At 70.0% G+C, this 21252-nt stretch carries 21 protein-coding genes; 6 read left to right on the top strand and 15 right to left on the bottom strand.

The features are described 5' to 3' along the window. Nucleotides 1-208 precede the first annotated feature (208 nt). From ACIRON_RS04375 to ACIRON_RS04390, 4 genes are all read right to left on the bottom strand, one after another. Nucleotides 209-1417: an Ig-like domain-containing protein gene (locus ACIRON_RS04375; protein ID WP_402989425.1), complete on the bottom strand. Its 1209-nt coding sequence runs from the start codon at nucleotides 1415-1417 to the stop codon at nucleotides 209-211. Between the two features lie 150 nt (nucleotides 1418-1567). After that, the gene (locus ACIRON_RS04380) at nucleotides 1568-1984 is read right to left on the bottom strand and encodes a cytochrome c oxidase subunit 4 (protein WP_402989428.1); all 417 of its coding nucleotides are present in this window, start codon (nucleotides 1982-1984) and stop codon (nucleotides 1568-1570) included. A gap of 5 nt (nucleotides 1985-1989) precedes the next feature. Beyond that, entirely contained in the window at nucleotides 1990-3669 is a 1680-nt protein-coding gene (ctaD, locus tag ACIRON_RS04385) for a cytochrome c oxidase subunit I (protein WP_402989430.1), read from the bottom strand. Beyond that, nucleotides 3666-4556 carry a cytochrome c oxidase subunit II gene (locus ACIRON_RS04390; protein ID WP_402989433.1) on the bottom strand — a complete coding sequence of 297 codons (891 nt, stop codon included), beginning with the start codon at nucleotides 4554-4556 and terminating at the stop codon, nucleotides 3666-3668. Before ACIRON_RS04390 ends, ctaD begins: the two co-directional genes overlap by 4 nt. Before the next feature lie 175 nt (nucleotides 4557-4731). Between ACIRON_RS04390 and ACIRON_RS04395 the strand changes: the two genes are divergently transcribed. Further along, a complete protein-coding gene (locus ACIRON_RS04395) occupies nucleotides 4732-5841 on the top strand; it encodes a cysteine desulfurase family protein (RefSeq protein ID WP_402989436.1) in 1110 nt (369 codons plus the stop codon). After that, nucleotides 5838-6074 carry a sulfurtransferase TusA family protein gene (locus ACIRON_RS04400; protein WP_091049914.1) on the top strand — a complete coding sequence of 79 codons (237 nt, stop codon included), beginning with the start codon at nucleotides 5838-5840 and terminating at the stop codon, nucleotides 6072-6074. Before ACIRON_RS04395 ends, ACIRON_RS04400 begins: the two co-directional genes overlap by 4 nt. Before the next feature lie 6 nt (nucleotides 6075-6080). Here the strand turns inward: ACIRON_RS04400 and ACIRON_RS04405 are convergent, their stop codons facing one another. Further along, nucleotides 6081-7064 carry a carbohydrate kinase family protein gene (locus ACIRON_RS04405; RefSeq protein WP_402989439.1) on the bottom strand — a complete coding sequence of 328 codons (984 nt, stop codon included), beginning with the start codon at nucleotides 7062-7064 and terminating at the stop codon, nucleotides 6081-6083. A gap of 119 nt (nucleotides 7065-7183) precedes the next feature. On the opposite strand from ACIRON_RS04405, the gene ACIRON_RS04410 reads away from it, so the two are divergent. Further along, nucleotides 7184-7399, top strand: a complete 216-nt coding sequence (locus tag ACIRON_RS04410; protein WP_402989442.1) for a hypothetical protein — start codon at nucleotides 7184-7186, stop codon at nucleotides 7397-7399. 86 nt (nucleotides 7400-7485) lie between these two features. Here the strand turns inward: ACIRON_RS04410 and erpA are convergent, their stop codons facing one another. Together erpA and ACIRON_RS04420 are read right to left on the bottom strand one after the other, a co-directional pair. After that, complete coding sequence (gene erpA / locus ACIRON_RS04415) at nucleotides 7486-7839, bottom strand: iron-sulfur cluster insertion protein ErpA (RefSeq protein ID WP_091049906.1); 354 nt, start codon at nucleotides 7837-7839, stop codon at nucleotides 7486-7488. Nucleotides 7840-7902: 63 nt separating this feature from the next. After that, the gene (locus ACIRON_RS04420) at nucleotides 7903-8988 is read right to left on the bottom strand and encodes a glycerate kinase (RefSeq protein ID WP_402989445.1); all 1086 of its coding nucleotides are present in this window, start codon (nucleotides 8986-8988) and stop codon (nucleotides 7903-7905) included. 94 nt (nucleotides 8989-9082) lie between these two features. Here ACIRON_RS04420 and ACIRON_RS04425 point away from each other — a divergent pair, with 94 nt between their 5' ends. Then, entirely contained in the window at nucleotides 9083-10132 is a 1050-nt protein-coding gene (locus ACIRON_RS04425; protein ID WP_402989448.1) for a DUF695 domain-containing protein, read from the top strand. 8 nt (nucleotides 10133-10140) lie between these two features. Here the strand turns inward: ACIRON_RS04425 and ACIRON_RS04430 are convergent, their stop codons facing one another. Together ACIRON_RS04430 and ACIRON_RS04435 are read right to left on the bottom strand one after the other, a co-directional pair. Beyond that, nucleotides 10141-11490 (bottom strand): flavin monoamine oxidase family protein, encoded by a 1350-nt coding sequence (locus ACIRON_RS04430; protein WP_402989451.1) that lies wholly within the window; start codon nucleotides 11488-11490, stop codon nucleotides 10141-10143. Nucleotides 11491-11536: 46 nt separating this feature from the next. Continuing rightward, the gene (locus tag ACIRON_RS04435) at nucleotides 11537-12949 is read right to left on the bottom strand and encodes an APC family permease (protein WP_402989454.1); all 1413 of its coding nucleotides are present in this window, start codon (nucleotides 12947-12949) and stop codon (nucleotides 11537-11539) included. Between the two features lie 119 nt (nucleotides 12950-13068). Here ACIRON_RS04435 and ACIRON_RS04440 point away from each other — a divergent pair, with 119 nt between their 5' ends. Then, complete coding sequence (locus tag ACIRON_RS04440; protein WP_402989456.1) at nucleotides 13069-13647, top strand: TetR/AcrR family transcriptional regulator; 579 nt, start codon at nucleotides 13069-13071, stop codon at nucleotides 13645-13647. 35 nt (nucleotides 13648-13682) lie between these two features. Continuing rightward, nucleotides 13683-14867, top strand: a complete 1185-nt coding sequence (gene nadA, locus ACIRON_RS04445; RefSeq protein WP_402989459.1) for a quinolinate synthase NadA — start codon at nucleotides 13683-13685, stop codon at nucleotides 14865-14867. A gap of 122 nt (nucleotides 14868-14989) precedes the next feature. Here the strand turns inward: nadA and ACIRON_RS04450 are convergent, their stop codons facing one another. The 6 genes from ACIRON_RS04450 to ACIRON_RS04475 all read right to left on the bottom strand — a co-directional run bounded on the left by ACIRON_RS04450 (nucleotide 14990) and on the right by ACIRON_RS04475 (nucleotide 21247). Then, entirely contained in the window at nucleotides 14990-15631 is a 642-nt protein-coding gene (locus ACIRON_RS04450) for a LuxR C-terminal-related transcriptional regulator (RefSeq protein ID WP_402989951.1), read from the bottom strand. Further along, nucleotides 15628-16860, bottom strand: a complete 1233-nt coding sequence (locus ACIRON_RS04455) for a histidine kinase (RefSeq protein ID WP_402989462.1) — start codon at nucleotides 16858-16860, stop codon at nucleotides 15628-15630. Before ACIRON_RS04455 ends, ACIRON_RS04450 begins: the two co-directional genes overlap by 4 nt. Before the next feature lie 17 nt (nucleotides 16861-16877). Next, nucleotides 16878-18227 carry an FtsX-like permease family protein gene (locus ACIRON_RS04460; RefSeq protein WP_402989465.1) on the bottom strand — a complete coding sequence of 450 codons (1350 nt, stop codon included), beginning with the start codon at nucleotides 18225-18227 and terminating at the stop codon, nucleotides 16878-16880. Further along, complete coding sequence (locus ACIRON_RS04465) at nucleotides 18227-18994, bottom strand: ABC transporter ATP-binding protein (RefSeq protein ID WP_402989467.1); 768 nt, start codon at nucleotides 18992-18994, stop codon at nucleotides 18227-18229. The genes ACIRON_RS04460 and ACIRON_RS04465 overlap by 1 nt, the downstream gene beginning before the upstream one ends. A 109-nt stretch (nucleotides 18995-19103) precedes the next feature. Further along, entirely contained in the window at nucleotides 19104-20525 is a 1422-nt protein-coding gene (locus tag ACIRON_RS04470) for a sensor histidine kinase (RefSeq protein WP_402989470.1), read from the bottom strand. Next, nucleotides 20522-21247 (bottom strand): response regulator transcription factor, encoded by a 726-nt coding sequence (locus tag ACIRON_RS04475; RefSeq protein ID WP_091049883.1) that lies wholly within the window; start codon nucleotides 21245-21247, stop codon nucleotides 20522-20524. Before ACIRON_RS04475 ends, ACIRON_RS04470 begins: the two co-directional genes overlap by 4 nt. Between the last annotated feature and the right edge of the window lie 5 nt (nucleotides 21248-21252).

Here is a 21252-nt window from a genome sequence, read left to right on the forward strand (position 1 = left end):
GGCCGAGGCAAAACGAGCCCACCTTCCAGAGCGCGGGGCCGTCGGGGGTCGGCGTCGCGCAACGCGATTACGTGTTCTTCGGAACGTAGGTAATGCGGCTTCTGAGGGCAAGCGCGAACCGCTCGATGTCACACGTTATTTACTGCAGTGCAGAATATCGACTCACATCGGGCGATCGGGCTCACGCCGGTGAGACGGCGTGCCGCGATCAGGCGAGCGCAGACCCCGCCCGGTATTCGTCGTAGGAGGTGTTCCAGTCGCCCCAGCCGTTGCTGAAGGTCATCTCCCGGTTGGTGCCGACGGTCTCGACGACGTCACCGCGGCGGGTCATGTCGTAGAGGAACTTGGCGTTCTCGTCGCTCATCCCGGTGCAGCCGTGGGAGACGTTGGCGTTGCCCTGCTGCGCGACCGACCACGGCGCGCCGTGGATGAACTCTCCGGAGAACGTCAGCCGCATGGCCCACTTCACGCCCTCCATGTTGTAGTACTCCCGGTCGCCCTGGTTGATCCCGATGGTCTCGGAGTTCATGGTCTTGCGCTTGAACTTCTCGATGATCACCTTCACGCCGCTGCGGGTGATGAACCCTTCCTTGCCGGTCGTGATCGGGATGGTCTTGATCTTCTGCCCGTTCTTGAAGACTTCCATCTGGTGGGTCTGCGCGTTGGCCCGGTAGATGTGCGCGTCACCGGTCTTGAAGGTGATCTCACGGTCCTTCTGGCCGAAGATCCCGCCACCGGCAGGAACCGAGTTGATGTTGAGCTTCACGTTGATCGTGGAGTTGGCCTGCCAGTAGGTGCGCGGGCGGTAGTGCACCTCCTTGTCGCTGACCCAGTACCACGACCCGTCCTGCTTCGGGGTCGACTCGACGATCATCTTCTTCTCGAAGGCCGCCTTGTTCTTCACCGGCAGGTCGTACGTCACGATGATCGGCATCCCCACACCGACCGTCTCGCCGTCGAGCGGCGCGATCGACGGGAAGGTCTGGCGGTCCAGGCCGAGATCCTCGGTCGAGAACTTGATCTCGCTCGTCTGCTCCAGCCCGTCGTCACCGGTGGCGGTGACCGCCAGGATGTAGGAGGCGGTCGGCTCGAGCACCTCCCCCGCGCTCCAGCTGAGCCCGTCCTCGGTCATCGTGCCGCGCACCTTGGTGCCCTTGGCACCGGTCAGCATGACCTCGTCGAGACGCCCCTTGGCCACATCGACCTTGACGACCTTGTCGACCGCGACGCCGGTGGCGTCGTTCTCGATGTTGGGGGTGATCTGCACCGTCGGCTCGGCGGGCTTCTTGGGCTCCTTCGAGGCCGAGTCCGCCCCGCACGCGGCGAGCACCGGCGCGAGAGCCGCCGCTGCCGTGGTCAACAGCACCCGGCGGCGGGCGAGCAGGGACGAACGGTGAAACGGTGACTGCGTTGACACGGTGAGGCTGCTCCAGACCTGATTCATTTACCCCCGCGCCCCGAACCGGGGCGTGGGCGCGATAACCCTACCGGGCATCACCAAGAGCTGCCCAAGAATGGAAACGGGGCCCGATCCATGGTGGATCGGGCCCCGTTGGCGTTCATCTGCTCAGTGCTTGAACTCGCCTCGGTAGTACTCAAAGTTCCAGCCGGCGAGGGCCAGCAGACCGAGCACGGCGGCGATGATGAGGAGCCACCAGGCTGCCATCGCGACCGAGAGGACGACCAGACCGAAGGTGAGAGCCGCCCACAGCGGCCACCACGAGAACGGGGGGAAGAAGCCGTACTCCCCGGCGCCCTCGGCGATCTCACCGTCCTCGCGGTCCTCGGGCCGCGGGTCCATCTTGATGGCGTGGAAGCCGAGGTAGATGGTGATCATCGCGAACAGCAGCGTGCACATCACCAGCGCCGAGGTGCCGGTCCAGTCGCCGCCCTCCTCGGAGGCCGCGGTGACGAACCAGTAGGCCGGCGTGACCAGCACCATGAAGGCGGTGCAGACCACGAAGATCCAGGCTTCAGACTTCATCGGGGTCAGCCTTCCTTGTTGGAGCTGGTGGAGGCGAGGTCGTCCTCGTTCTCCAGCGCGGCGATCTCCGGGTGGTGGAGGTCGAAGGCCGGGGACTCCGAACGGATCCTCGGGATGGAGACGAAGTTGTGGCGCGGCGCCGGGCAGGCGGTGGCCCACTCCAGCGAGCGGCCCCAACCCCAGGGGTCATCCACCTCGACCTTGGGGGCGTTGCGGGAGACGTAGAGGTTGTAGAAGAAGGGCAGCATCGACAGGCTCAGCAGGAACGCGCCGACCGTCGAGAACTGGTTCAGGAAGGTGAACCCGTCGCTGGGCAGGTAGTCGGAGATGCGTCGCTGCATGCCCTCGACACCGAGCCAGTGCTGGACCAGGAAGGTCGCGTGGAAGCCGACGAACAGCAGCCAGAAGTGGACCTTGCCGAGGCGCTCGTCGAGCATCCGGCCGGTCATCTTCGGCCACCAGAAGTAGAAGCCGGCGAACATCGCGAACACGACGGTTCCGAAGACCACGTAGTGGAAGTGCGCGACCACGAAGTAGGAGTCGGAGACCTGGAAGTCGAGCGGCGGGCTCGCCAGGATGATGCCGGTCAGACCACCGAAGAGGAAGGTCGTCAAGAAGCCGATCGACCAGAGCATCGGGGTGTCGAAACTGACCGATCCGCCCCACATCGTGCCGATCCAGTTGAAGAACTTCACACCTGTCGGCACCGCGATCAGGAATGTCATGCCGGAGAAGAACGGCAGGTTGACCGCGCCGGTGACGAACATGTGGTGCGCCCACACCGCCACCGAGAGGATCGCGATACCGAGAGTCGCGGCGACGAGGCCGATGTAGCCGAAGATCGGCTTGCGGCTGAAGACCGGGAGGATCTCGGTGATGATCCCGAAGAACGGCAGCGCGATGATGTAGACCTCGGGGTGACCGAAGAACCAGAACAGGTGCTGCCACAGGATCGGGCCACCATGGGCGGCGTCGAAGACGTGGGAGCCGAACTGCCGGTCGGACTCGAGCATCAGCAGCGCCGCGGCGAGGATCGGGAACGCGATCAGCGCGAGGAGCGACGTGACCAGGGTGTTCCAGGTGAAGATCGGCATCCGGAACATGGTCATGCCCGGCGCCCGCATGCAGATGATCGTGGTGATGAAGTTGACCGAGCCGAGGATCGTGCCCAGACCGGCCATGTAGAGGCCCATGATCCACAGGTCGCCACCGACACCCGGCGAGTACTGCGCGCTGGAGAGCGGCGTGTAGGCGAACCAGCCGAAGTCGGCCGCACCGGTCGGGGTGAGGAAGCCGCTGGCCGCGATCAGGCTGCCGAAGAGGTAGAGCCAGTAGCTGAACATGTTGAGCCGCGGGAAGGCGACGTCAGGTGCGCCGATCTGCAGCGGCATGATCACGTTGGAGAAGCCGAAGAACAGCGGCGTCGCGAAGAGCAGCAGCATGATCGTGCCGTGCATCGTGAACAGCTGGTTGAACAGCTCGTCGTTGACGACCTGCTGACCCGGGAAGGCCAGCTCCGAGCGCATCAGCAGCGCCATCAGGCCGCCGATCAGGAACCAGACGAACGACGTGACCAGGTACATCTTGCCGATCAGCTTGTGATCGGTGGTGGTCAGCAGCTGGTAGATCTGCTTGCCGAGCGGCTTGCGACCGCCGGCGACCGGGGGTGCAGCGGTGGCGGTCACTCGCCCTCCTCCTCGTGGTTCGCGATGTCGTCAGCGGGGCGGGTGGACTTGCCACCACCGAGCAGCGGGCGGTCGGCCTCGAAGCCGTTCTGCGCCAGCGTGTCGACGTAGGACTTGTAGTCGCTCTCGGAGAGGATCGCGACCTTGAAGATCATCCGGGCGTGGTAGACGCCGCAGAGCTCGTAGCACGCCCCGCGGAAGGTGGTGCCCTCGATGAGGTCCTCCGCGTTGGCGTCGAAGGTGGCCGTGGCCTCCTTCGTGGTGATCGAGTAGTGGTTCACCCGACCCGGGACGACGTCCATCCGCATACCGAACTCCGGGACGCCGAAGTTGTGGATGACGTCGGCCGAGCGCAGGTTGAACCGCGTGGTGGTCTTCTCGGGGAGGACCAGCGTCGGGATGTGCGAGCCGGTGCCCACGACGTAGCCGTACTTGTCGTAGGGGTACTCGTCGTCGACGAGGTTCTCGTCGGCGCTCAGGTCGGGCTCACCGATGCCGTGGTTGAAGGTCCACTGCCACTGCTGGCCGGTCACCTCGATCACGTTGGTCGGGTTGCCGTTGTCCAGCATCTCGTTCTGGACCTTGACGGTGTGGTCGAAGAACACGATCACCATCAGGACCGGGGCGATCGTGTAGAAGATCTCCAATGGCAGGTTGTAACGCGTCTGGACCGGGACGTCGGCGTCGCTGCGGCGCCGGTAGCGCCAGATGGCGTAGAAGATGAGCCCCCAGGTCAGGGCACCCGTGATCAACGCGGCGATCCATGCGCCCTGCCACAGGGCGAGGTTGTGCTCCCCCTGCTCGGAACGTGGCTCGGGGAAGCCGAAGCGCGCCGCCTCGTCCGAACAGCCACTCAGCAGGAGGGCGCCGGCCGTCAGCGTCGCCACCAGCGCACCACGTCGGGCGCGGGCGTGGGACGGAGTCGATCCGGCCCCTGGCAAGTGCAGACCCACTACGAGCCTCTCTCTCATGCGAACACTCAGATGTCGGCAGACTACCGCGAGCGACTCCGGATTCATCTTCAGGGGTTCCTCATGTCGCGTATGGCTACCGTTGGCTTCTGTGACCGACCGCTTCACCTACCTCGACGCCGCCTCGGCCGAACCGCTCCATCCTGCCGCGCGAGAAGTGCTGCTCGCCGCGGCAGAGCAGGGGTACGCCGACCCTCGCCGCCTCCACCGGCCGGCCCGCAACGCCGGGCTGCTGCTCGCCAACGCCCGCGAGGTCGTCGCCGAGGCACTGGGGGTCCGTCGCGATGAGGTGCTTTTCACATCCTCGGGCACCGCCGCCGTGCACGCGGGGCTGCTGGGGCTCGGATCACGTGGCATAGGTCACAGTGCCGTCGAGCACCAGGCGGTCATCGACGCCGCACGATGGTCGCAGCGCTCCCCCGTCACCGAGCTGGCCGTCGACGGCGAGGCACGGGTAGAGGTGGCCGCGGTGCGGGAGGCGGTGCGGGCCGGAGACGTCGATGTGGTCGCCGTCCAACAGGCCAACCACGAGGTCGGCACGCTCCAGCCCCTCGACGAGGTCGCCTCCGCCGCCGGCCCGGCGTCCCTCTTCGTCGACGCCGGCGCGGCCATGGGACGGCTGCCGCTGCCCTCGGTCGGGGACGCGATCGCCGGCTCCGCCCGCAAGTGGGGTGGCCCCGGTGGCGTGGGAGTGCTGGTCGTGCGCAGGGCCGCCCGCTGGCGCTGGCCGTTCCCCGGCGATGAGTGGTCGCGTACGGATCAGGGGTTCACGAACATCCCCGGGGCGCTGGCCGCCGCGGCAGCGCTCCAGGCGGTCGTCGCCGAGCGCGACGAGGTCAACGCCCGCCAGCACGAGCTCGTCGCGCTGGTCAGGGAGCGGGTCAGGACCGAGATCCCCGACGTGGACGTCGCCGGCCCTGCCGAGGACCGGCTCCCCCACCTGGTGACCTTCTCGGCGCTGTACGTCGACGGCGAGGCGCTGGTGACCGCGCTGGACCGCATCGGCGCCGGTGTCGCGAGCGGCTCGGCCTGCACGTCCGATACCCGCGAACCCTCTCGCGTGCTTGCCGCCATGGGAGCGCTGACACACGGTAACGTTCGGCTGTCGCTGACCCGCGACACGACGCGAGAGGATGTGGAGCGCGTGCTCGACGCACTGCCCGGGATCGTGAAGGACCTACGCGCCGAGGCGGGCCTGTGAGCGCGCCGATCGTCACCCTCGACTGCCGTGGGCAGGCCTGCCCGCGACCGATCATCGAGCTCGGCCGCCACCTCGGCGACGTCGAGGTCGGCGAGGTCATCGCCGTCGCGGCCGACGACGTGGCGGCCCACCACGACGTACCCGCCTGGGCCCGCATGCGCGGGCAGGAGTTCGTCGGCGAGGTGGAAGCAGAAGACGGCGTACCCGTCTACCGGATACGCCGCCTCAGCTGACGAGGTTCAGTTCTTGATGTGCGGAGCGATCTGGTCCGCGGCCCTGTCGCCGTAGGACTCTCGGACCCGGGCCACGAACTCCTCGGAGGTGAAGGAGTACTCCTGCGGGCCGACGGTCTCGACGCAGTAGGCGGCCAGGACACAGCCGACCTCGGCGGCCTGCTCCAGCTCGCAGTCCCAGACCAGCGCGGCCAGGAACCCGGCCCGGAAGGCGTCGCCGACTCCGGTGGGCTCGACGGCGTCGACGTTCTTCGCGGCCGGCAGCTCGATCGCGTCCTCGCCCTTGCGCTGGATGCGTACGCCGTCCTTGCCGAGCGTGGTGACCTGGGTGCCGACGCGAGCCAGGACCTCCTCGGCGGACCAGCCGGTCTTCTGCTGGAGGACGTGCGACTCGTACTCGTTGGTGAACAGGTAGGCGGCGCCGTCGACGAGCTCGCGGATGAGCTCACCGTCGCCGAACGCGAGCTGCTGGCTCGGGTCGGAGATGAAGGTGTAGCCGCGCTGACGCGCCTCCTGGGTGTGGCGCTTCATCGCGTCGGGGTCGTCCGGCGCGATCAGCACGTACGACGGCTCACCGACCTTGTCGGCGATCGGGCCGAGCTCGATCTCGCGCGCCTCGGCCATCGCGCCCGGGTAGAAGCTCGCGAACTGCGCCATCGCGGTGTCGGTGGTGCACACGAACCGGGCGGTGTGCAGCGTCTCGGAGACGTGCAGGTGGTCGCAGTTGACGCCGTGACGCTCGAGCCAGGAACGGTAGTCGGCGAAGTCCTCGCCGACCGCGCCCACGAGCACCGGCGCCAGGCCGAGGTTGGCCAAGCCGAAGGAGATGTTGGCGCCGACGCCACCGCGGCGGATCTCGAGGTCGTTGACCAGGAAGCTCACCGAGAGCTTGTCGAGCTGGTCGGCGACCAGCGAATCGGCGAACTTTCCACCGAAGCTCATCAGGTGGTCAGTGGCGATGGAGCCTGCGATCAGGAGTGAACCGGACATGCGCGGAACCCTACCGGCGAGACCTCGGGCGATGTTAAGGCTCGGCCGTGGACGGGAGATGAAATATTACCGCCGAGTCCGCCTTCTGCTACCCGTTGGTAGTGCTTACCGTCGTTTGCATGACCGACATGCGCGTTCCGTACGACGACCTCGACAGCCCCGCGCAGCTCTGCGCCGACTGTGCCGCCGCCGACAGCGCGCTGCGCCTGCCGGCGCCACGGGCCCGCGACGCCGTGCGCGCGGCTCCGACGGTGCGGATGCAGTCCCGCGAGCCGAACGACACCGCCATGCTCGAGGCGTGCGGCAACGTCGCCGACGATCTCGCGCTGACCTGATGGTCTCGGCCTCCCGACGGAGGCCACCAAATACCAGCAGCCCCTGCCTGTGGCAGGGGCTGCTGACGTACTGGGCCAGGTCGGGCTCAGTGGAAAGAGTCTCCACAGGCGCAAGAACCGGTGGCGTTGGGGTTGTCGATGGTGAACCCCTGCTTCTCGATGCTGTCCACGAAGTCGATCATGGCGCCGTTGAGGTAGGGGACGCTCATCCGGTCGACGACGACGGAGACGCCGTCGAAGTCGGTGACGACGTCACCGTCGAGGGTGCGCTCGTCGAAGAAGAGCTGGTAGCGCAGGCCGGAGCAGCCACCGGGCTGCACGGAGATGCGCAGGCTCAGGTCGTCGCGGCCTTCCTGCTCCAGGAGGCTCTTCACCTTCCCGGCGGCAACGTCGCTCAGGTTGATGGAGTCGGCGCGGCGTTCGGTCGTCTGCTCGGTCATGTAGCTGGGCTCCCTGTGCGTGGGTGCGGGTGTGTCTCAGGGTCAATCGTCGCACATCCTCGGTTATTCCCGATGGTCGACGGACCAGGTCCGGGCCACTCTGGCCGCGACCCGAGCCAGTGAGTCGTACGCCTGGCCGATCGCCTGCTCCTCGCCGACGATGTCGACCAGGGAGTAGGCGGCGTCGATGCCGAGCGTACGCATCTCCCGCCCGCTCATGCTGACCTTGCCCGCCAGCACGATGCAGGGACGCAGCACCTGCTCGGCCAGCCTGGCGACCCCGGCCGGCACCTTCCCGGCGGCGCTCTGCGGGTCGAAGGATCCCTCACCGGTGATCACCAGGTCGGTCCGGGCGGCCAGCTCGGGCAGCCCGAGCAGGTCGGCGACGACGTCGAACCCCGGCCGGCGGGTGGCGCCGAGGAGCAGCAGTGCGAACCCGATCCCGCCGGCCGCTCCGGCCCCTTTCTCGGTCGCGGTCTTGCGCGAGGTGGCGGCGGCCAGGTCCTGGAGCACGCCGTCCCAGCGGGGCATGGTCTCCTCGGCCAGCCCCTTCTGCTCGCCGTAGACCTTGATCGCACCGAAGAGCCCGGTCAGCGGGTTGTCCACGTCGCTGGCGATCACGATCTCGAGGCCCAGGGGCTCGGGGAGCGTGACCTCGGTGATGCCCTCGAGCCCGGCGACACCGGCGTCGAGCGGCCGGTCGGCGCCGGCGCCCAGCGCGGCGAGCAGCCCCGCTCCCCCGTCGCTGGTGCCCGAACCGCCGAGGCCGACCACGACCGTGCTCGCTCCGGCGTCACGGGCGGCGAGGAGCAGCTGGCCCACTCCGTACGAGCTCGCCTGCTCGGCCCCCTTTCCACCGGTGAGGTGCAGGCCGGCGGCCTGAGCCGACTCGACGTAGGCGGTCTCTCCCTGGACCAGCACCTGTGCCGTCACCGGCTCACCGTGCGGGCCTGCGACCTCGACCTCGTGGAGGTCGCCGTCGAGCACCTCGCGCAGCAGCTCGAGGAAACCGGGTCCGCCGTCCGCCATCGGCGCGAGCGAGAGCTCGTCACCGGGCGCCGTACGCCGCCAGCCCTCCGCGATCGCGGCAGCCGCCTGGGCGGCGGTGAGGGTGCCTGCGTACTTGTCGGGGGCGATCAGCACTCGCATGGCCGAAACCTACCCGCGCACGGAAGCACGACGCGTTCCACCTGATGTTCTCGGTGTCGTAAACATTCCGCATGCGTCGCGTTAAGGTCGTTTCGTGCGGATCTTCGGGCGACGCGGCGCCGGCGACTCAGAGACCAGGCGGATCAATGGCTTCTGGAGCTGGTGGGCCCAGAAGGGTGCCCTGGCCTGCGGTGCGGCGCTCGACGCCGATGACCAGAAGGCTCTGGTCGCACTGCTGGCCAGACGGATCGACGCGATCGAGGCGGGCCTGAGCTGGGAGGTCGGGCCCGGGCCGTTGGGCGGCCGGCTGCTGGTCGTCTCGGCGGGCGGCAACCCGGACCATCGCGCGCTGGCCCGCCGCTGGCTGCTCGCCGCCCCCGAGCCCGACGACGTCTCGGCCTGGGAGTTCAGCGACCAGCGCCCGCCGGTCGACGATCCGGTCGAGGCGGTGCTCACCACCCCCGGCGGCGCCGCGATCCGGCTGGCCGACGTGCTGGTCGCCGCCCGGCAGAACGGCGCCCACTTCGACCTCACCCTCTTCCACCCGGCCTTCCCCGAGCTCGCCGACGACGCTCGCCTCCAGGTCGCCTTCCACGCCCTCGACACGGCGCTGGGCGAGTCCAGCACGGAGCTGTGGATCGGCGAGGTCGAGACGACCGCCGCCCGTCCCCGCGATGGTTTCGGCCTCGACGGGCTGCGCGTCGCCGTGGGCAACCTCCGTACGGAGTACGTCGACCCCGACGGCAACCCGGCCTGGGTGCTGCTCCACGGGGAGAGCCCGCAGGGGCCGGTGGTCGCGAGCGCGGTCGTGCCCCTGCACCCGGTCACCGCACCCAACCTGACCCATCATGTCGGCGTGATGGTCCCCTACGTCGGCTTCGCCGAGCGGGGTCTCCCCTCCCCCGACGCCCTGCTCGAGCTCGACCAGCTCGAGGACCGGCTCGCCTCGACCCTCGGCCCCGACGGCCGCGTCGTGGCGCACGAGACGACCAACGGCGTACGCCTTCTGCACGCCTACGTCGACCCCACCACCTCGGCCCCGCAACGACTCGAGGAGACGGTGGACGGCTGGGTCCACGGCGACGTCGTCACCCGGGTGGACACCGACCCTGCCTGGGAGGCCGTCCGGCCCCTGCGCGCCTGAGGCGGGTCTCATCGCAGGTCGGCGATCACCTTCCGGGCGGTCGTGATCCCCGACTCGATCGCGCCGTCGACGACGACACCGTTCCATCCCTGGGCGAAGTCGGCGCCGGCCAGGTGGAGCCGGGTCGTGGTCTGGTTGAAGTGGCTCCAGCCGTCGATGAACCGGCCGGAGCGCACCGTGGCCCAGGTCTGGCCCGACCACGGGTCGGCGACCCAGTCGTGGCCGCCGCAGTCGATCACCGACAGGCCGGCGTCCCAGACGTCGACAGCACGCTGGGCCGACCCGATGTCCTCGAGGTCGATCCTGGTGTGGTCCGACCCGAACCCGACCAGGATCGTGGCGTCCTCCTCCTCGAGGAAGTACTCGCTGCGCAGCAGCGAGATCGGGTTGTCCCCCGGCGCCCCGGCGATCACCGAGTGCCGTCCGGCGACCTTGATCCAGATCTTGAAGCCGACCGAGTTGGTCCCCTCCGCGACGACCTCACGCTGCAGGTCGCTCAGCGGCGGGGTGAACTCGATGTTCCCCAGCGCCCCGATCGGCGCGGTCACGATGACCGCGTCGGCCTCGATCTGCTCGCCGGTCGCGAGGACGACCCGGGCACCGTTCTCGTCGTGGTCGACGGACCGCACCGGCGTCGCGAGGGCGACCGGGCAGCGCAGGTCGGCCGCGATGGCCTCGTAGAGTCCGCGCATGCCACGGGTCAGCTTGAACCGCAGGGTCTGCTCGTCCATCAGGGAGCTGCGGTGGTCGCTGAGCGAGGCCCAGTGCTTCGCCATCAGCGGTGACGCGGTCGCGGTCGAGCCCTGATAGCCGGCTGACCAGTAGGAGTCGGCGAGGTCGATGTCCTCCTGGCTGAAACCGCCGGTGCGGAGGCAGTCGAGGACGCTGCCCTTGTCCGCGGCCAGGAAGCGCTCGCGCAGGTCGGGGTCGGTGTCCTCGGACTCGAGCACGAACAGCGGGTCGTGCGGGTAGGGGAAGAGCTCTCGCGAGCCCTCGAAGATCACCTCCTGCAGCCGCGCCAGCTTCTCGTCGAGCTCGTGCTCGGTGCCACGACGGACCGCACCCTCGCTGACCCAGTACGCCGCCTCGATGTCGGGGCTGGGGTGGATCTGCTGGCCGTAGCGGGTGATCTCGGTCCAGACGAAGGGCTGCATCCAGTGGACCCAGGTGGCACCCATCTCCAGGGCGTGCCCGCCGAGGCGTTCGTCGGTCCAGGCCCGCCCGCCGATCCGGTCGCGGGCCTCATAGATGCGGACGTCGACGCCCGCAGCCTCGAGCTCGCGGGCGGCGACGAGGCCGGAGAAGCCGGCGCCGACGACGATGACGGAGGGCCGGGCGGAGGTGGGGTTCGGGGACATGGGTGCTCCTGTGGTCGAGTGGTCGGGGTGGGGTCGGAGGCGGCGGTCAGCCACGGCGTGCGGGGCGTCTGCGGCCGACGAGAGCGCCCAGGACGTACGTCACGACGACGGCGACGAGGAAGCCGTTGGCGAGCGTGGTGGAGCCGCCGATGAGGGTGGTGAAGTTGTCGATCACCAGCGCGGAGATGCCGAGGAGCCCGATCGCTCCCAGGACGGGCGCGACCCGGGTGTGCCACCACCGGGTGTCGCCACCCTCACGCCGGAAGAACACGACGATCGCGACGCTGGTCAGGAGCATGACCGCGAGGATCGCCACGATCGAGACCCCGGCCATCCAGGTGAACAGCTCCAGGACCGGGTCGGCGCCGGCCAGCGCGAAGGCACCCACGAGGACGACGGCCGTCGCCGTCTGGACCAGCGAGCCGACGTACGGGGACCCGTGCCGCTGGTGCACGCCCATCACCGGGCGCGGGGCGTGCCCGGCGCGGGCCAGGGCGAAGACGTAGCGCGCGATCGCGTTGTGAAAGGCCAGCAGCGCCGCGAAGAGGCTGGTCACGAGCATCACCATCATCACGTCTGCGGCGGTGCCGCCGAGGAACGCGGCAGCGGCGGTGAAGGTGAGGCCGGCCGGGTCCGCCTGCGCGGCGGCCTGCACCTGGTCGCTCCCGAACGCGAGCACCAGTGCCCAGCTCGCGACCGCGTACAGGACCCCGATCGTGCCGACGGCGACGTAGGTCGCGATCGGCACGGTCCGCTTCGGATCGCGGGCCTCCTCGCCGTAGATCGCCGTGGCCTCGAAGCCGACGAAGGAGCCGATCGCGAACATGAGGGCGATCCCGGGCGAGCCGGAGAAGAACGACGACGGGGTGAACGAGGCGACGTCGACGCCCTGAGCCCCTCCCCGGAGCAGGACGGCGGCGGAGAGCATCACGATGAGCGCGATCTCCGCGACGAGCAGGATGCCGAGCACCTTCGCCCCGAGGTCGATGCTGCGATAGCCGAGGAGCGCGACGACAGCGATCAGGACGCCGGCCCACAGCCACCACGGCAGGTCCGGACCTCCGAACCGCAGGACGACGTCACGCATCGTCGCGGCGGCGAGGCCGTAGATGGCGGCCTGGATGGTCGTGTAGGCGAGCAGTGCCAGCGCGGCCGCCCCCAGTCCTGGCGAGGTGCCGAGCCCCTTGGTGACGTACGCGTAGAACGCCCCGGTGTCCGTCACCGAGCGGCTCATCGCGGCGTAGCCGACGCTGAAGACGAGGAGGACGGCAGCCGCGACGACGTACGCCATCGGGGCGCCCGCCCCGTTGCCGAGGGCGATCATCACGGGCAGGGAGCCGGCGACCGCGGTGAGCGGTGCGGCTGCGGCGATGACGAGGAACACGATGCCGGCGACGCCGATCGAGCCCTTCAACGACGATGCGGTGGCCGGTGCCTCCGACGGTGTGGTGTCGACCATGGGTACTCCCTGATGCGTTATGGTTCAACGGACGTAGAACCAAAGATGTGACGCACGCTACATCGGCGACGCGTCCGCCGACATCGGTAAGACCTTTAGGCCGCCTCGGAAGGAGCCTGATGCCACGGTTGGTCGATCACGACGAGCGCCGCCGCGCGATCATCGCGGCCGCCTGGCGACTGCTGGCCGCGCGCGGCGTCGACGGCGTCAACATGCGCGACCTCGCCACCGAGGCGGGCTACACCAACGGCGCGCTCAGCCACTACTTCGCCGGCAAGGACGAGATCCTGCGGGCGGCCTACGAGCACGTCCTCGATGCCACCAACGAGCGCATCGAGGCGTCCGTCGACCGCCGCACCGGACTCACCGCCCTGCGCCGGATGTGCCACGAGATCATGCCGCTCGCGCAGGACACCGCCCTGGAGGCACGGATCGCGATGTCGCTGTGGCAGCGGGCGATGAACGACGACGCCCTGGCCACGGTCAACAACACCGCGGTGGCCGCCTGGAAGCAGCGCATGAGGCGGCACTGGCAGGAGGCCGTCGACGCCGGGGAGGTGCCCGCGACCGACGTCCCCGGATCGGTCGACCTGCTGATGACGACCCTGATCGGGGCGCAGGTGGTCGCGGTCCTCGACCCGGGCTCCGGGTCACGGGCGGGCCAGGTCGCCATGGTCGACGCGATTCTGGGCGTCTAGCGGGCAGCACCGGCGATCCATGTATTATCGTCATCATGACGACTGTCGACCTTCCGCTGCTCCCCCTGGGGCGCGGCACCGACCTGAACTCCGAGCGTGGCGTCGAGTGCCCCGGTGACCTGCCGGCGGCCTCCGACCCCGACCTGGTCAAGCGCGCGATCGCCGCCAAGGAGAAGCTCGGTGAGAAGGTGTTCGTCCTCGGACACCACTACCAGCGCGACGAGGTCATCGAGTTCGCCGACGTGACCGGGGACTCCTTCAAGCTCGCGCGCGACGCCGCCGCCCGCCCGGACGCGGAGTACATCGTCTTCTGCGGCGTGCACTTCATGGCCGAGTCGGCCGACATCCTCACCTCGCCGTCGCAGGCGGTCATCCTCCCCGACCTGGCGGCCGGGTGCTCGATGGCCGACATGGCGCGGCTGGGCCAGGTCGAGAAGGCCTGGGCGGCGCTGGAGGAGGCGGGCGTGGCCGAGCAGGTCGTGCCGGTGACGTACATGAACTCCTCCGCCGACATCAAGGCGTTCTGCGGACGCCACGAGGGCGTCGTGTGCACCTCGTCCAACGCGCAGGCCGTGCTGGAGTGGGCCTTCGAGCAGAAGTCCGACGCCAAGGTGCTCTTCTTCCCCGACCAGCACCTCGGCCGCAACACCGCCGTGCTCAAGCTCGGCATGTCCCTGGGCGACTGCGTGGTCTGGGACCCGCTCAAGCCCGGCGGCGGCCTGTCCGCCGAGGAGCTCCGGGCGGCCAAGGTGATCCTGTGGAAGGGCCACTGCTCGGTCCACGGCCGGTTCTCCCCCGACACCATCGACGACCTGCGCGCCGAGATCCCGGGTGTGCAGATCCTGGTCCACCCCGAGTGCCAGCACGAGGTCGTCCTCAAGGCCGACCTGGTCGGCTCGACCGAGTTCATCATCTCGACCATCGAGGCCGCTCCCGCCGGGTCGGCCTGGGCGATCGGCACCGAGCTCAACCTGGTCAAGCGCCTCGCCAACGCCCACCCGGACAAGCGGATCGTCTTCCTCGACCGCACCGTCTGCTACTGCTCGACGATGAATCGCATCGACCTCCCCCACTTCGTCTGGGCCCTCGAGTCCCTCGTCGAGGGTCAGGTCGTCAACCGCATCGAGGTCGACCCCGAGACCGAGCGCTACGCCAAGCTCGCCCTGCAGCGCATGCTCGACCTGCCGGGGCTGGCCCCGGCCGCCGCCGCCGACGACTGACCCATCCTCGCCGAGGCGTCACCCCGGTCGGCCGAGGCGTCACCACGGTCGGCCGAGCCGGCACCAGTGCGACGTTTCGGCCGACGTACGTGACGCCTCGGCCGACGTGGGTGACGTCTCGCTCAGGTGTCGTTGAGCCAGGCCAGGACGGCGAGGACGCGGCGGTTGTCGTCGCCGGCCTGGGGCAGGTCGAGCTTGGTGAAGATCGAGCTGATGTGTTTGCCGACCGCCTTCTCGGTGACGAAGAGCCGGGCGGCGACGGCGGCGTTGGAACGACCCTCGGCGATCAGCGTCATCACCTCGCGCTCACGCTCGGTGAGCCGGTCGAGCGGGCGTTCCCGGCGGGTGAGGAGCGCGGCGACGACCTCCGGGTCGAGGACGGTCCCGCCGCCGGCGACCTGGCGTACCGCCCCGAGGAAGGCGTCGACGTCGGCGACACGGTCCTTGAGCAGGTAGCCGACCGCGCCCTCTCCCCCGGCGAGCAGGTCGCGAGCGTAGAGCGGCTCGACGTACTGGCTCAGCACCAGCACCGGGAACCCCGACCGCGCCCGTCTGGCCTCGATCGCCGCGGTGATGCCCTCGGTGGTGAAGGACGGCGGGAGACGTACGTCCACCACGGCCGCGTCCACGTCGGGCCGGACCAGGGCCCGAGCCAGGGCGGGCGCGTTGTCGACGGCCTCGACGACCTCGATCCCGCCCGCTTCGAGGATCCGGGTGAGGCCGACGCGGAGCAGCGCCTGGTCCTCGCCCAGGACCACCCTCAGATCCGGCAAGGCACCTCCAGCGTGATCAGGGTCGGGCCGCCGGAGGGGCTCTCGACCTCGAGGGTGCCGTCGAAGGCCGCCAGTCGGGTCGCGACCCCGGCGAGCCCGTGTCCGGTCGCCTCGGCGCCGCCGCGGCCGTTGTCGCCCACCACGATCCGCAGTCGCTGCCCGTTGTGGCTGCCGCGTACGAACGCCCGGTCGGCACCGGAGTGCTTGACCGCGTTGGCCAGGCACTCGGCCACCGCGAAGTAGGCCGCCGACTCGACCGGGTCGGGCAGGCGCCCGGGCAGGTCGATGGCGACGGTGACCGGCAGCGGCAGTCCGGCGGTGAGGGCCTGGACGGCTCCCACGAGGCCACGGTCGGCGAGCACGGGCGGCAGGATGCCGCGTACGACTCCACGCAGGTCCTCGAGCGCGGACACCGTGGTCTCACGGGCCTCACGCAGCAGCTCGGCAGCGGCGTCCGGGTCGGTCGCCATCAGCTTCTCGGCCAGCCCGACGCTCATCCCGACGGCGGCGATCCTGGCCTGGGCACCGTCGTGGAGGTCACGCTCGATGCGGCGCAGCTCGGCGGCCGAGTGGTCCAGCGTCTCGGCACGGGTCGACTCGACCTTCTCCACCCTGGCGGCCAGCGCGGCGACCTGGCCCTGGCCGAAGATGCCTCGCTCGGCCAGCGCCCGCGCCCGGACGATACCCGGGGTAATCACCCACCACACCAGCAGCAGCGGACCGGTGAGCAGGAGCAGCATCCAGACCATCCAGTCGATCCCGGTGAGCGCCAGGACCAGCCAGGTCAGCGGCGTGGTCAGGAACGCGACCGGGAGCAGGGAGAGCACGAAACCGCCGGTCGTGGAGAAGCAGCAGAACGCGAAGTCGCGCCACCGGGCCTTCTCCCGAAGCCACCGGAACGGCCGGCTCAGGACTGGCCGCGCGCTCAGGTCGGCGTACGTCTCCGGGATCCTCTCCCCCAGGAGCATGCCGCTCACACGACGGTGCACTCCGGCGACGGCCTGGGTGGCCGGCACCGCACCGAGGGCGATCCCGATGCCGACCCCGAACACCAGCCCGAGCGGGATCGAAAGCACGGTGAGGATCACCAGCACCAGGGCGGGCGCCATCATCAGGGCATAGCCCAGCGACAGTCCGGTCAGCCGGAGCCGCTCGACGAGCGCCTGCCCGCTGAACGGCTCCGGTCGCACGGTCCGGATCGGTGCATCCCATTCGGCCATCAGGAGTGAGTCTGACATCAGCGGGCGCCGGACGTCGTGCGTAATGCCCGGCTCGTCGCACCGGCCGCCGAGGCCAGTGTCAGCGCCACGGCGCCGGCCACCAGCAGGGGCGGCAGCCAGAGCTGCGCGTCGGGAACCACGCCCTCGCCCCGGACGTAGGCGAACGGGACGATCGTCGCCTGCGCGGCGAGCAGACCGATGACGGTGCCGACCGCGGCGACCACACCGGCCTCGGCGAGGATGGAGCCGCGTACCTGGCCGGGGGTGGCGCCGAGCAACCGCAGCCTGTGCAGCTCCAGGCGCCGGTCGGCGAGGAGGGCGGCGAAGGCGTTGACGACCATGATCGCGGCGAACGCGCAGATCATCGCGGTGACCACGTTGTTGAGCAGGTTGATCGTCTCGTAGCCCTCGGTGACCTCCGGGGGCAGACCGGTGGGCAGCGTACGCTCGTCGATCCCGACCAGCATCAGGATGCTGACCGCGGCCGCGGAGAGCACCATGACCGGCGCGAGCACCCCGGCGAGCAGGTGCGATCTGCGCGAGGTGTTGTACGCCGCCAGGTGCCCGCTCGTGCCGCCCAGCAGCGGCCGCAGCAGCCAGCTTCCGGCCCGCAGCAGCAGCGGTGCCAGCGCCGCGAGCCCCACTGCGACCAGGAGCCCGAGGGAGCCGGTCATCGCCATCGCGTCGTACGGGTCGGCGGCGTCCTTGCCCGTGACCATGGTCATCACGACCATGGTCGTGGCGTGACCGACGGCGACCAGGGCCACCACCCACCGCCACCAGGCGATCCGTCCCGTACCGGTCCTGGCTTCGGAGAGCGCGACCGTCGCCGGCCCTCGGGAGGCGCGTGATCCAGCCAGGCCGGCAGCAGCCAGGGAGACGAGCAGGAGCAGGACGACGGTCGCAGCGAGCGCGACCCCGCCGCCCGAGTGTGCGACCTGCTCGCTGACGACGCCACCGGACTGCAGCAGCTCGAGGAGCGCTCGGCTGGTCAGGCTCGCCACGACGGCGCCGAGGACGGCGGCGACGAGCGCGACCACGAGCGTCTCCGCCCGCACCAGCGCGCGGACCTGACGGGGCTCGGCGCCGACGGTGCGCAGCAGGCCGATCTCGACCTCCCGCTGCCGGACGGTGACCCCGACGGTGGAGACGATCGAGAAGAGCGCGATGACGGTGCCCCAGGCGCCGACCACTCCCCCGAGGACGAGCAGGGTCTCCCGCTCGGCGGCCGGGGTGCCGGAATCGAGGGCCACCTGGATCAACGGCGTGAACGAACCCATCACCGCAGTGCCCAGCAGGATCGCGACGAACGTCGCGGTCATGGCGGTGGCGCGGTGGCGCAAGGAGCGCAGTGCCAGGGTCAACATCACACCAGCTCCCGCTCGGTCCGGGCGGTGAGCTCGTCCAGATGCGCCATCTGGCCGGCGACGGCCTCGGCGGCGGGGTTGTCCATCCGCCCCACGGCGCGACCGTCGACGAGGAAGACCACGCTGTCCGCGTACGCGGCGGCGACGGGGTCGTGGGTCACCATCACGACGGTCGCGCCGAGCTCGCGGACGAGGCTCCGGAGCAGGGCCAGCACCGAGGCTGCCGTGTGCGAGTCGAGGGCTCCGGTGGGCTCGTCGGCGAGGACCATGTCGGGACCGGTCACCAGCGCTCGGGCGATCGCCACCCGCTGCTGCTGGCCGCCGGAGAGCTGTGCCGGCAGGTGGCCGGTGCGATCGCCCAGGCCGACGCGGTCGAGCAGCTCGCGGATCCGGCGGCGGGCCGCCGCGTCGATCCGGCCGCCGGCCAGCCGCAGCGGCAGCGCGACGTTCTGCTCGGCGGTGAGGTAGGGCAGCAGGTGGAAGCCCTGGAAGACGAACCCGATCCGCTCGCGGCGCAGCCTGGTCCGGCGTGCCTCGCTCAGCTCGGTGACGTCCTGGCCGGCGATGACGACCCGGCCACCCGTCGGCTGCTCCAGCGCTCCGGCGCAGGTCAGGAACGTGGACTTGCCGGAGCCGGAGGGCCCCATCACGGCGGTGAACGTGCCCGGCGCGCAGGCCAGGTCGAGTCCGTTGAGCGCGGCCACGGCGGCCGCGCCGGTGCCGTAGGTCCTGGTGAGGCCGGTGACCTCGAGAGCGGGTGTGGTCATGGGTGGCTCCTGGGGTTTCGGGTGGCTGATGTCACCCTTCGACGCTAAGGAACCCGGCGCTCACCCACGATGGGCTCAAGGCGCCGAACCGGGTAGGGAAAACCCCACCTCACCCCTCGGACGAGCGCGGGAGGCGTACGCCGATCGTGGTGTCGCCCGGGGCGCTTGCCAGGGTCACCGTGCCGCCGTGGGACGTGACGATCGCGTGGACCAGGGCCAGGCCGAGGCCGGCGCCGCCGTCGCGCTGACGGGCCTCGTCGGCGCGGGTGAAGCGCTCGAACGCGTGCGGGACCAGGGCCGGCGGGAAGCCTGGGCCGTCGTCGTGGACGTCGAACCCGTCAGGACGTACGCGGACCGTGACCGTGGTGCCGGCGGGCGTGTGCCGGCGCTCGTTGGTGAGCAGGTTGCTGATCACCTGGTGCAGTCGCTGGGCGTCGCCGGTGACGATCACCTCGGCCTCACCGGAGTCGGCGTCGGCCGGAAGCTCGAGCCGCCAGGTGTGTGAGGGGTCGACGACGCGGGCGTCGTCGACGGCCTCGAGGAGCAGCCGGGTCAGGTCGACCGAGTCGCGGGCGAGCGGGCGGCCCTGGTCGAGGCGCGCGAGCAGGAGCAGGTCCTCGACCAGCGCGGTCATCCGCAGCGACTCCTCCTCGACCTTGCCGAGCGCCGTCGGGACCGCTTCGGGCCGCTGCTGGGCCAGCTCGGTGTAGCCGCGGATGGTGGTCAGCGGGGTGCGCAGCTCGTGGGAGGCGTCGGCGACGAACTGGCGTACCTGCTGCTCGCTGCGGTGCCGTTCGGCCAGCGAGGTCTCGACGTGGTCGAGCAGGGAGTTGAGCGCGGCGCCGACCTGGCCGACCTCGGTGTCGTCGTCGGTGAGCCGCTCGGGCACCCGCTCGGTCACCGAGACCTCCCCGGAGGAGAGCGGCAGCGCGGCCACCGTGTGCGCGGTGGCGGCGACCTCGCGCAGCGGGCTGAGCTGTCGGCGCACGATGACGTAGCCGGCGCCCGCGGCAGCCACCACGCCCAGCAGGGTCAGCAGGGCCTCCCAGAAGATCAGGCTCTCGATGGTGTTGTCGACCTCGTCGGTCGACATCCCGACGACCTGCACCGCCTGCTCACCCGTGCCGATGAAGCCGGACTGGGCGACCACTCGGTAGGTGCCTTCGTCAAGGTCGACATCGTGTGGTCGGGCATCGACGCGTACGTCCTCGAGGATGTCGAGGTCCGCTTCGGACAGCTCGTCCTCCGTGTCCGGGTCGAACCCGCCAATCTGGCTGCTCGCGGCGGAGGACACCGGGAAGACTGCTCGGATCGCACCCGGTGGAATGTTGGGCATCCCCGCGGGTCGCGGTCGACTCACCGAGATCGCCATCTCCTTGACGTCCCGGTCGAGACGGTCCATCAACGTCTCGCGCAGCGCGATCGTCGCGAAGGTGGCGATCAGGAGCGAGACGACCAGCACCAGGGAGACCGCGGTGATGACCAGGCGCGAGCTGAGCGGCGCGACCAGTCGCTTCAGACGGCTGCTCACTCAGCAGCCTTCAGCACATAGCCGGCGCCGCGCATGGTGTGGATCATCGGCTCGCGCCCGGCATCGATCTTCTTGCGCAGGTAGGAGATGTAGAGCTCGACGACGTTGGCCTGGCCGCCGAAGTCGTAGGACCACACCCGGTCGAGGATCTGGGCCTTGGACAGGACCCGGCGGGGGTTGCGCATCAGGAAGCGGAGCAGCTCGAACTCGGTCGCGGTGAGGCTGACCTCCTCCCCGGCACGGTGCACCTCGCGGGAGTCCTCGTCCATCGTCAGGTCGCCGACGCGGATCACCGAGTGCTCCTCGACCCGCGTCGCACCGGCCCGCCGCATCAGCCCACGCAGCCGGGCGACGAGCTCCTCGAGCGAGAACGGCTTGGTCACGTAGTCGTCACCGCCCGCGGTCAGCCCGGCGACCCGGTCCTCGACCGCGTCCTTGGCGGTGAGGAAGAGGACGGGTACGCCCGGGTTGGTCGACCGTACCCGGCGCAGGACCTCGAGCCCGTCGAAGTCGGGCAGCATCCAGTCGAGCACGATCGCGTCCGGAGCGGTCTCCTTCGCGGCGGCCACGGCCTTGGAGCCGGAGTGGGCCATGGTGATCTCCCAGCCCTCGAACCGCAGCGCCATCGCGATCAGCTCGGCGATGTTCACCTCGTCGTCGACGACGAGCACCCGCAGCGGCGAGCCGTCGGCGCGGGTCAGATCCTGTCCTCCAGCAGTCATGACTC

This window comes from Nocardioides sp. NPDC101246 (assembly GCF_044767415.1).
Taxonomy (GTDB): domain Bacteria; phylum Actinomycetota; class Actinomycetes; order Propionibacteriales; family Nocardioidaceae; genus Nocardioides.

What these genes read in the sequence shown, in the direction of transcription:
- ACIRON_RS04460 (WP_402989465.1), bottom strand. Translation starts at nt 18,227, where the DNA reads ATGTTGACCCTGGCACTGCGCTCCTTGCGCCACCGCGCCACCGCCATG.
- ACIRON_RS04475 (WP_091049883.1), bottom strand. Translation starts at nt 21,247, where the DNA reads ATGACTGCTGGAGGACAGGATCTGACCCGCGCCGACGGCTCGCCGCTG.
- ACIRON_RS04435 (WP_402989454.1), bottom strand. Translation starts at nt 12,949, where the DNA reads ATGGTCGACACCACACCGTCGGAGGCACCGGCCACCGCATCGTCGTTG.
- erpA (WP_091049906.1), bottom strand. Translation starts at nt 7,839, where the DNA reads ATGACCGAGCAGACGACCGAACGCCGCGCCGACTCCATCAACCTGAGC.
- ACIRON_RS04410 (WP_402989442.1), top strand. Translation starts at nt 7,184, where the DNA reads ATGACCGACATGCGCGTTCCGTACGACGACCTCGACAGCCCCGCGCAG.
- ACIRON_RS04465 (WP_402989467.1), bottom strand. Translation starts at nt 18,994, where the DNA reads ATGACCACACCCGCTCTCGAGGTCACCGGCCTCACCAGGACCTACGGC.
- ACIRON_RS04420 (WP_402989445.1), bottom strand. Translation starts at nt 8,988, where the DNA reads ATGCGAGTGCTGATCGCCCCCGACAAGTACGCAGGCACCCTCACCGCC.
- ACIRON_RS04455 (WP_402989462.1), bottom strand. Translation starts at nt 16,860, where the DNA reads ATGGCCGAATGGGATGCACCGATCCGGACCGTGCGACCGGAGCCGTTC.
- nadA (WP_402989459.1), top strand. Translation starts at nt 13,683, where the DNA reads ATGACGACTGTCGACCTTCCGCTGCTCCCCCTGGGGCGCGGCACCGAC.
- ACIRON_RS04440 (WP_402989456.1), top strand. Translation starts at nt 13,069, where the DNA reads ATGCCACGGTTGGTCGATCACGACGAGCGCCGCCGCGCGATCATCGCG.
- ACIRON_RS04430 (WP_402989451.1), bottom strand. Translation starts at nt 11,490, where the DNA reads ATGTCCCCGAACCCCACCTCCGCCCGGCCCTCCGTCATCGTCGTCGGC.
- ACIRON_RS04380 (WP_402989428.1), bottom strand. Translation starts at nt 1,984, where the DNA reads ATGAAGTCTGAAGCCTGGATCTTCGTGGTCTGCACCGCCTTCATGGTG.
- ACIRON_RS04405 (WP_402989439.1), bottom strand. Translation starts at nt 7,064, where the DNA reads ATGTCCGGTTCACTCCTGATCGCAGGCTCCATCGCCACTGACCACCTG.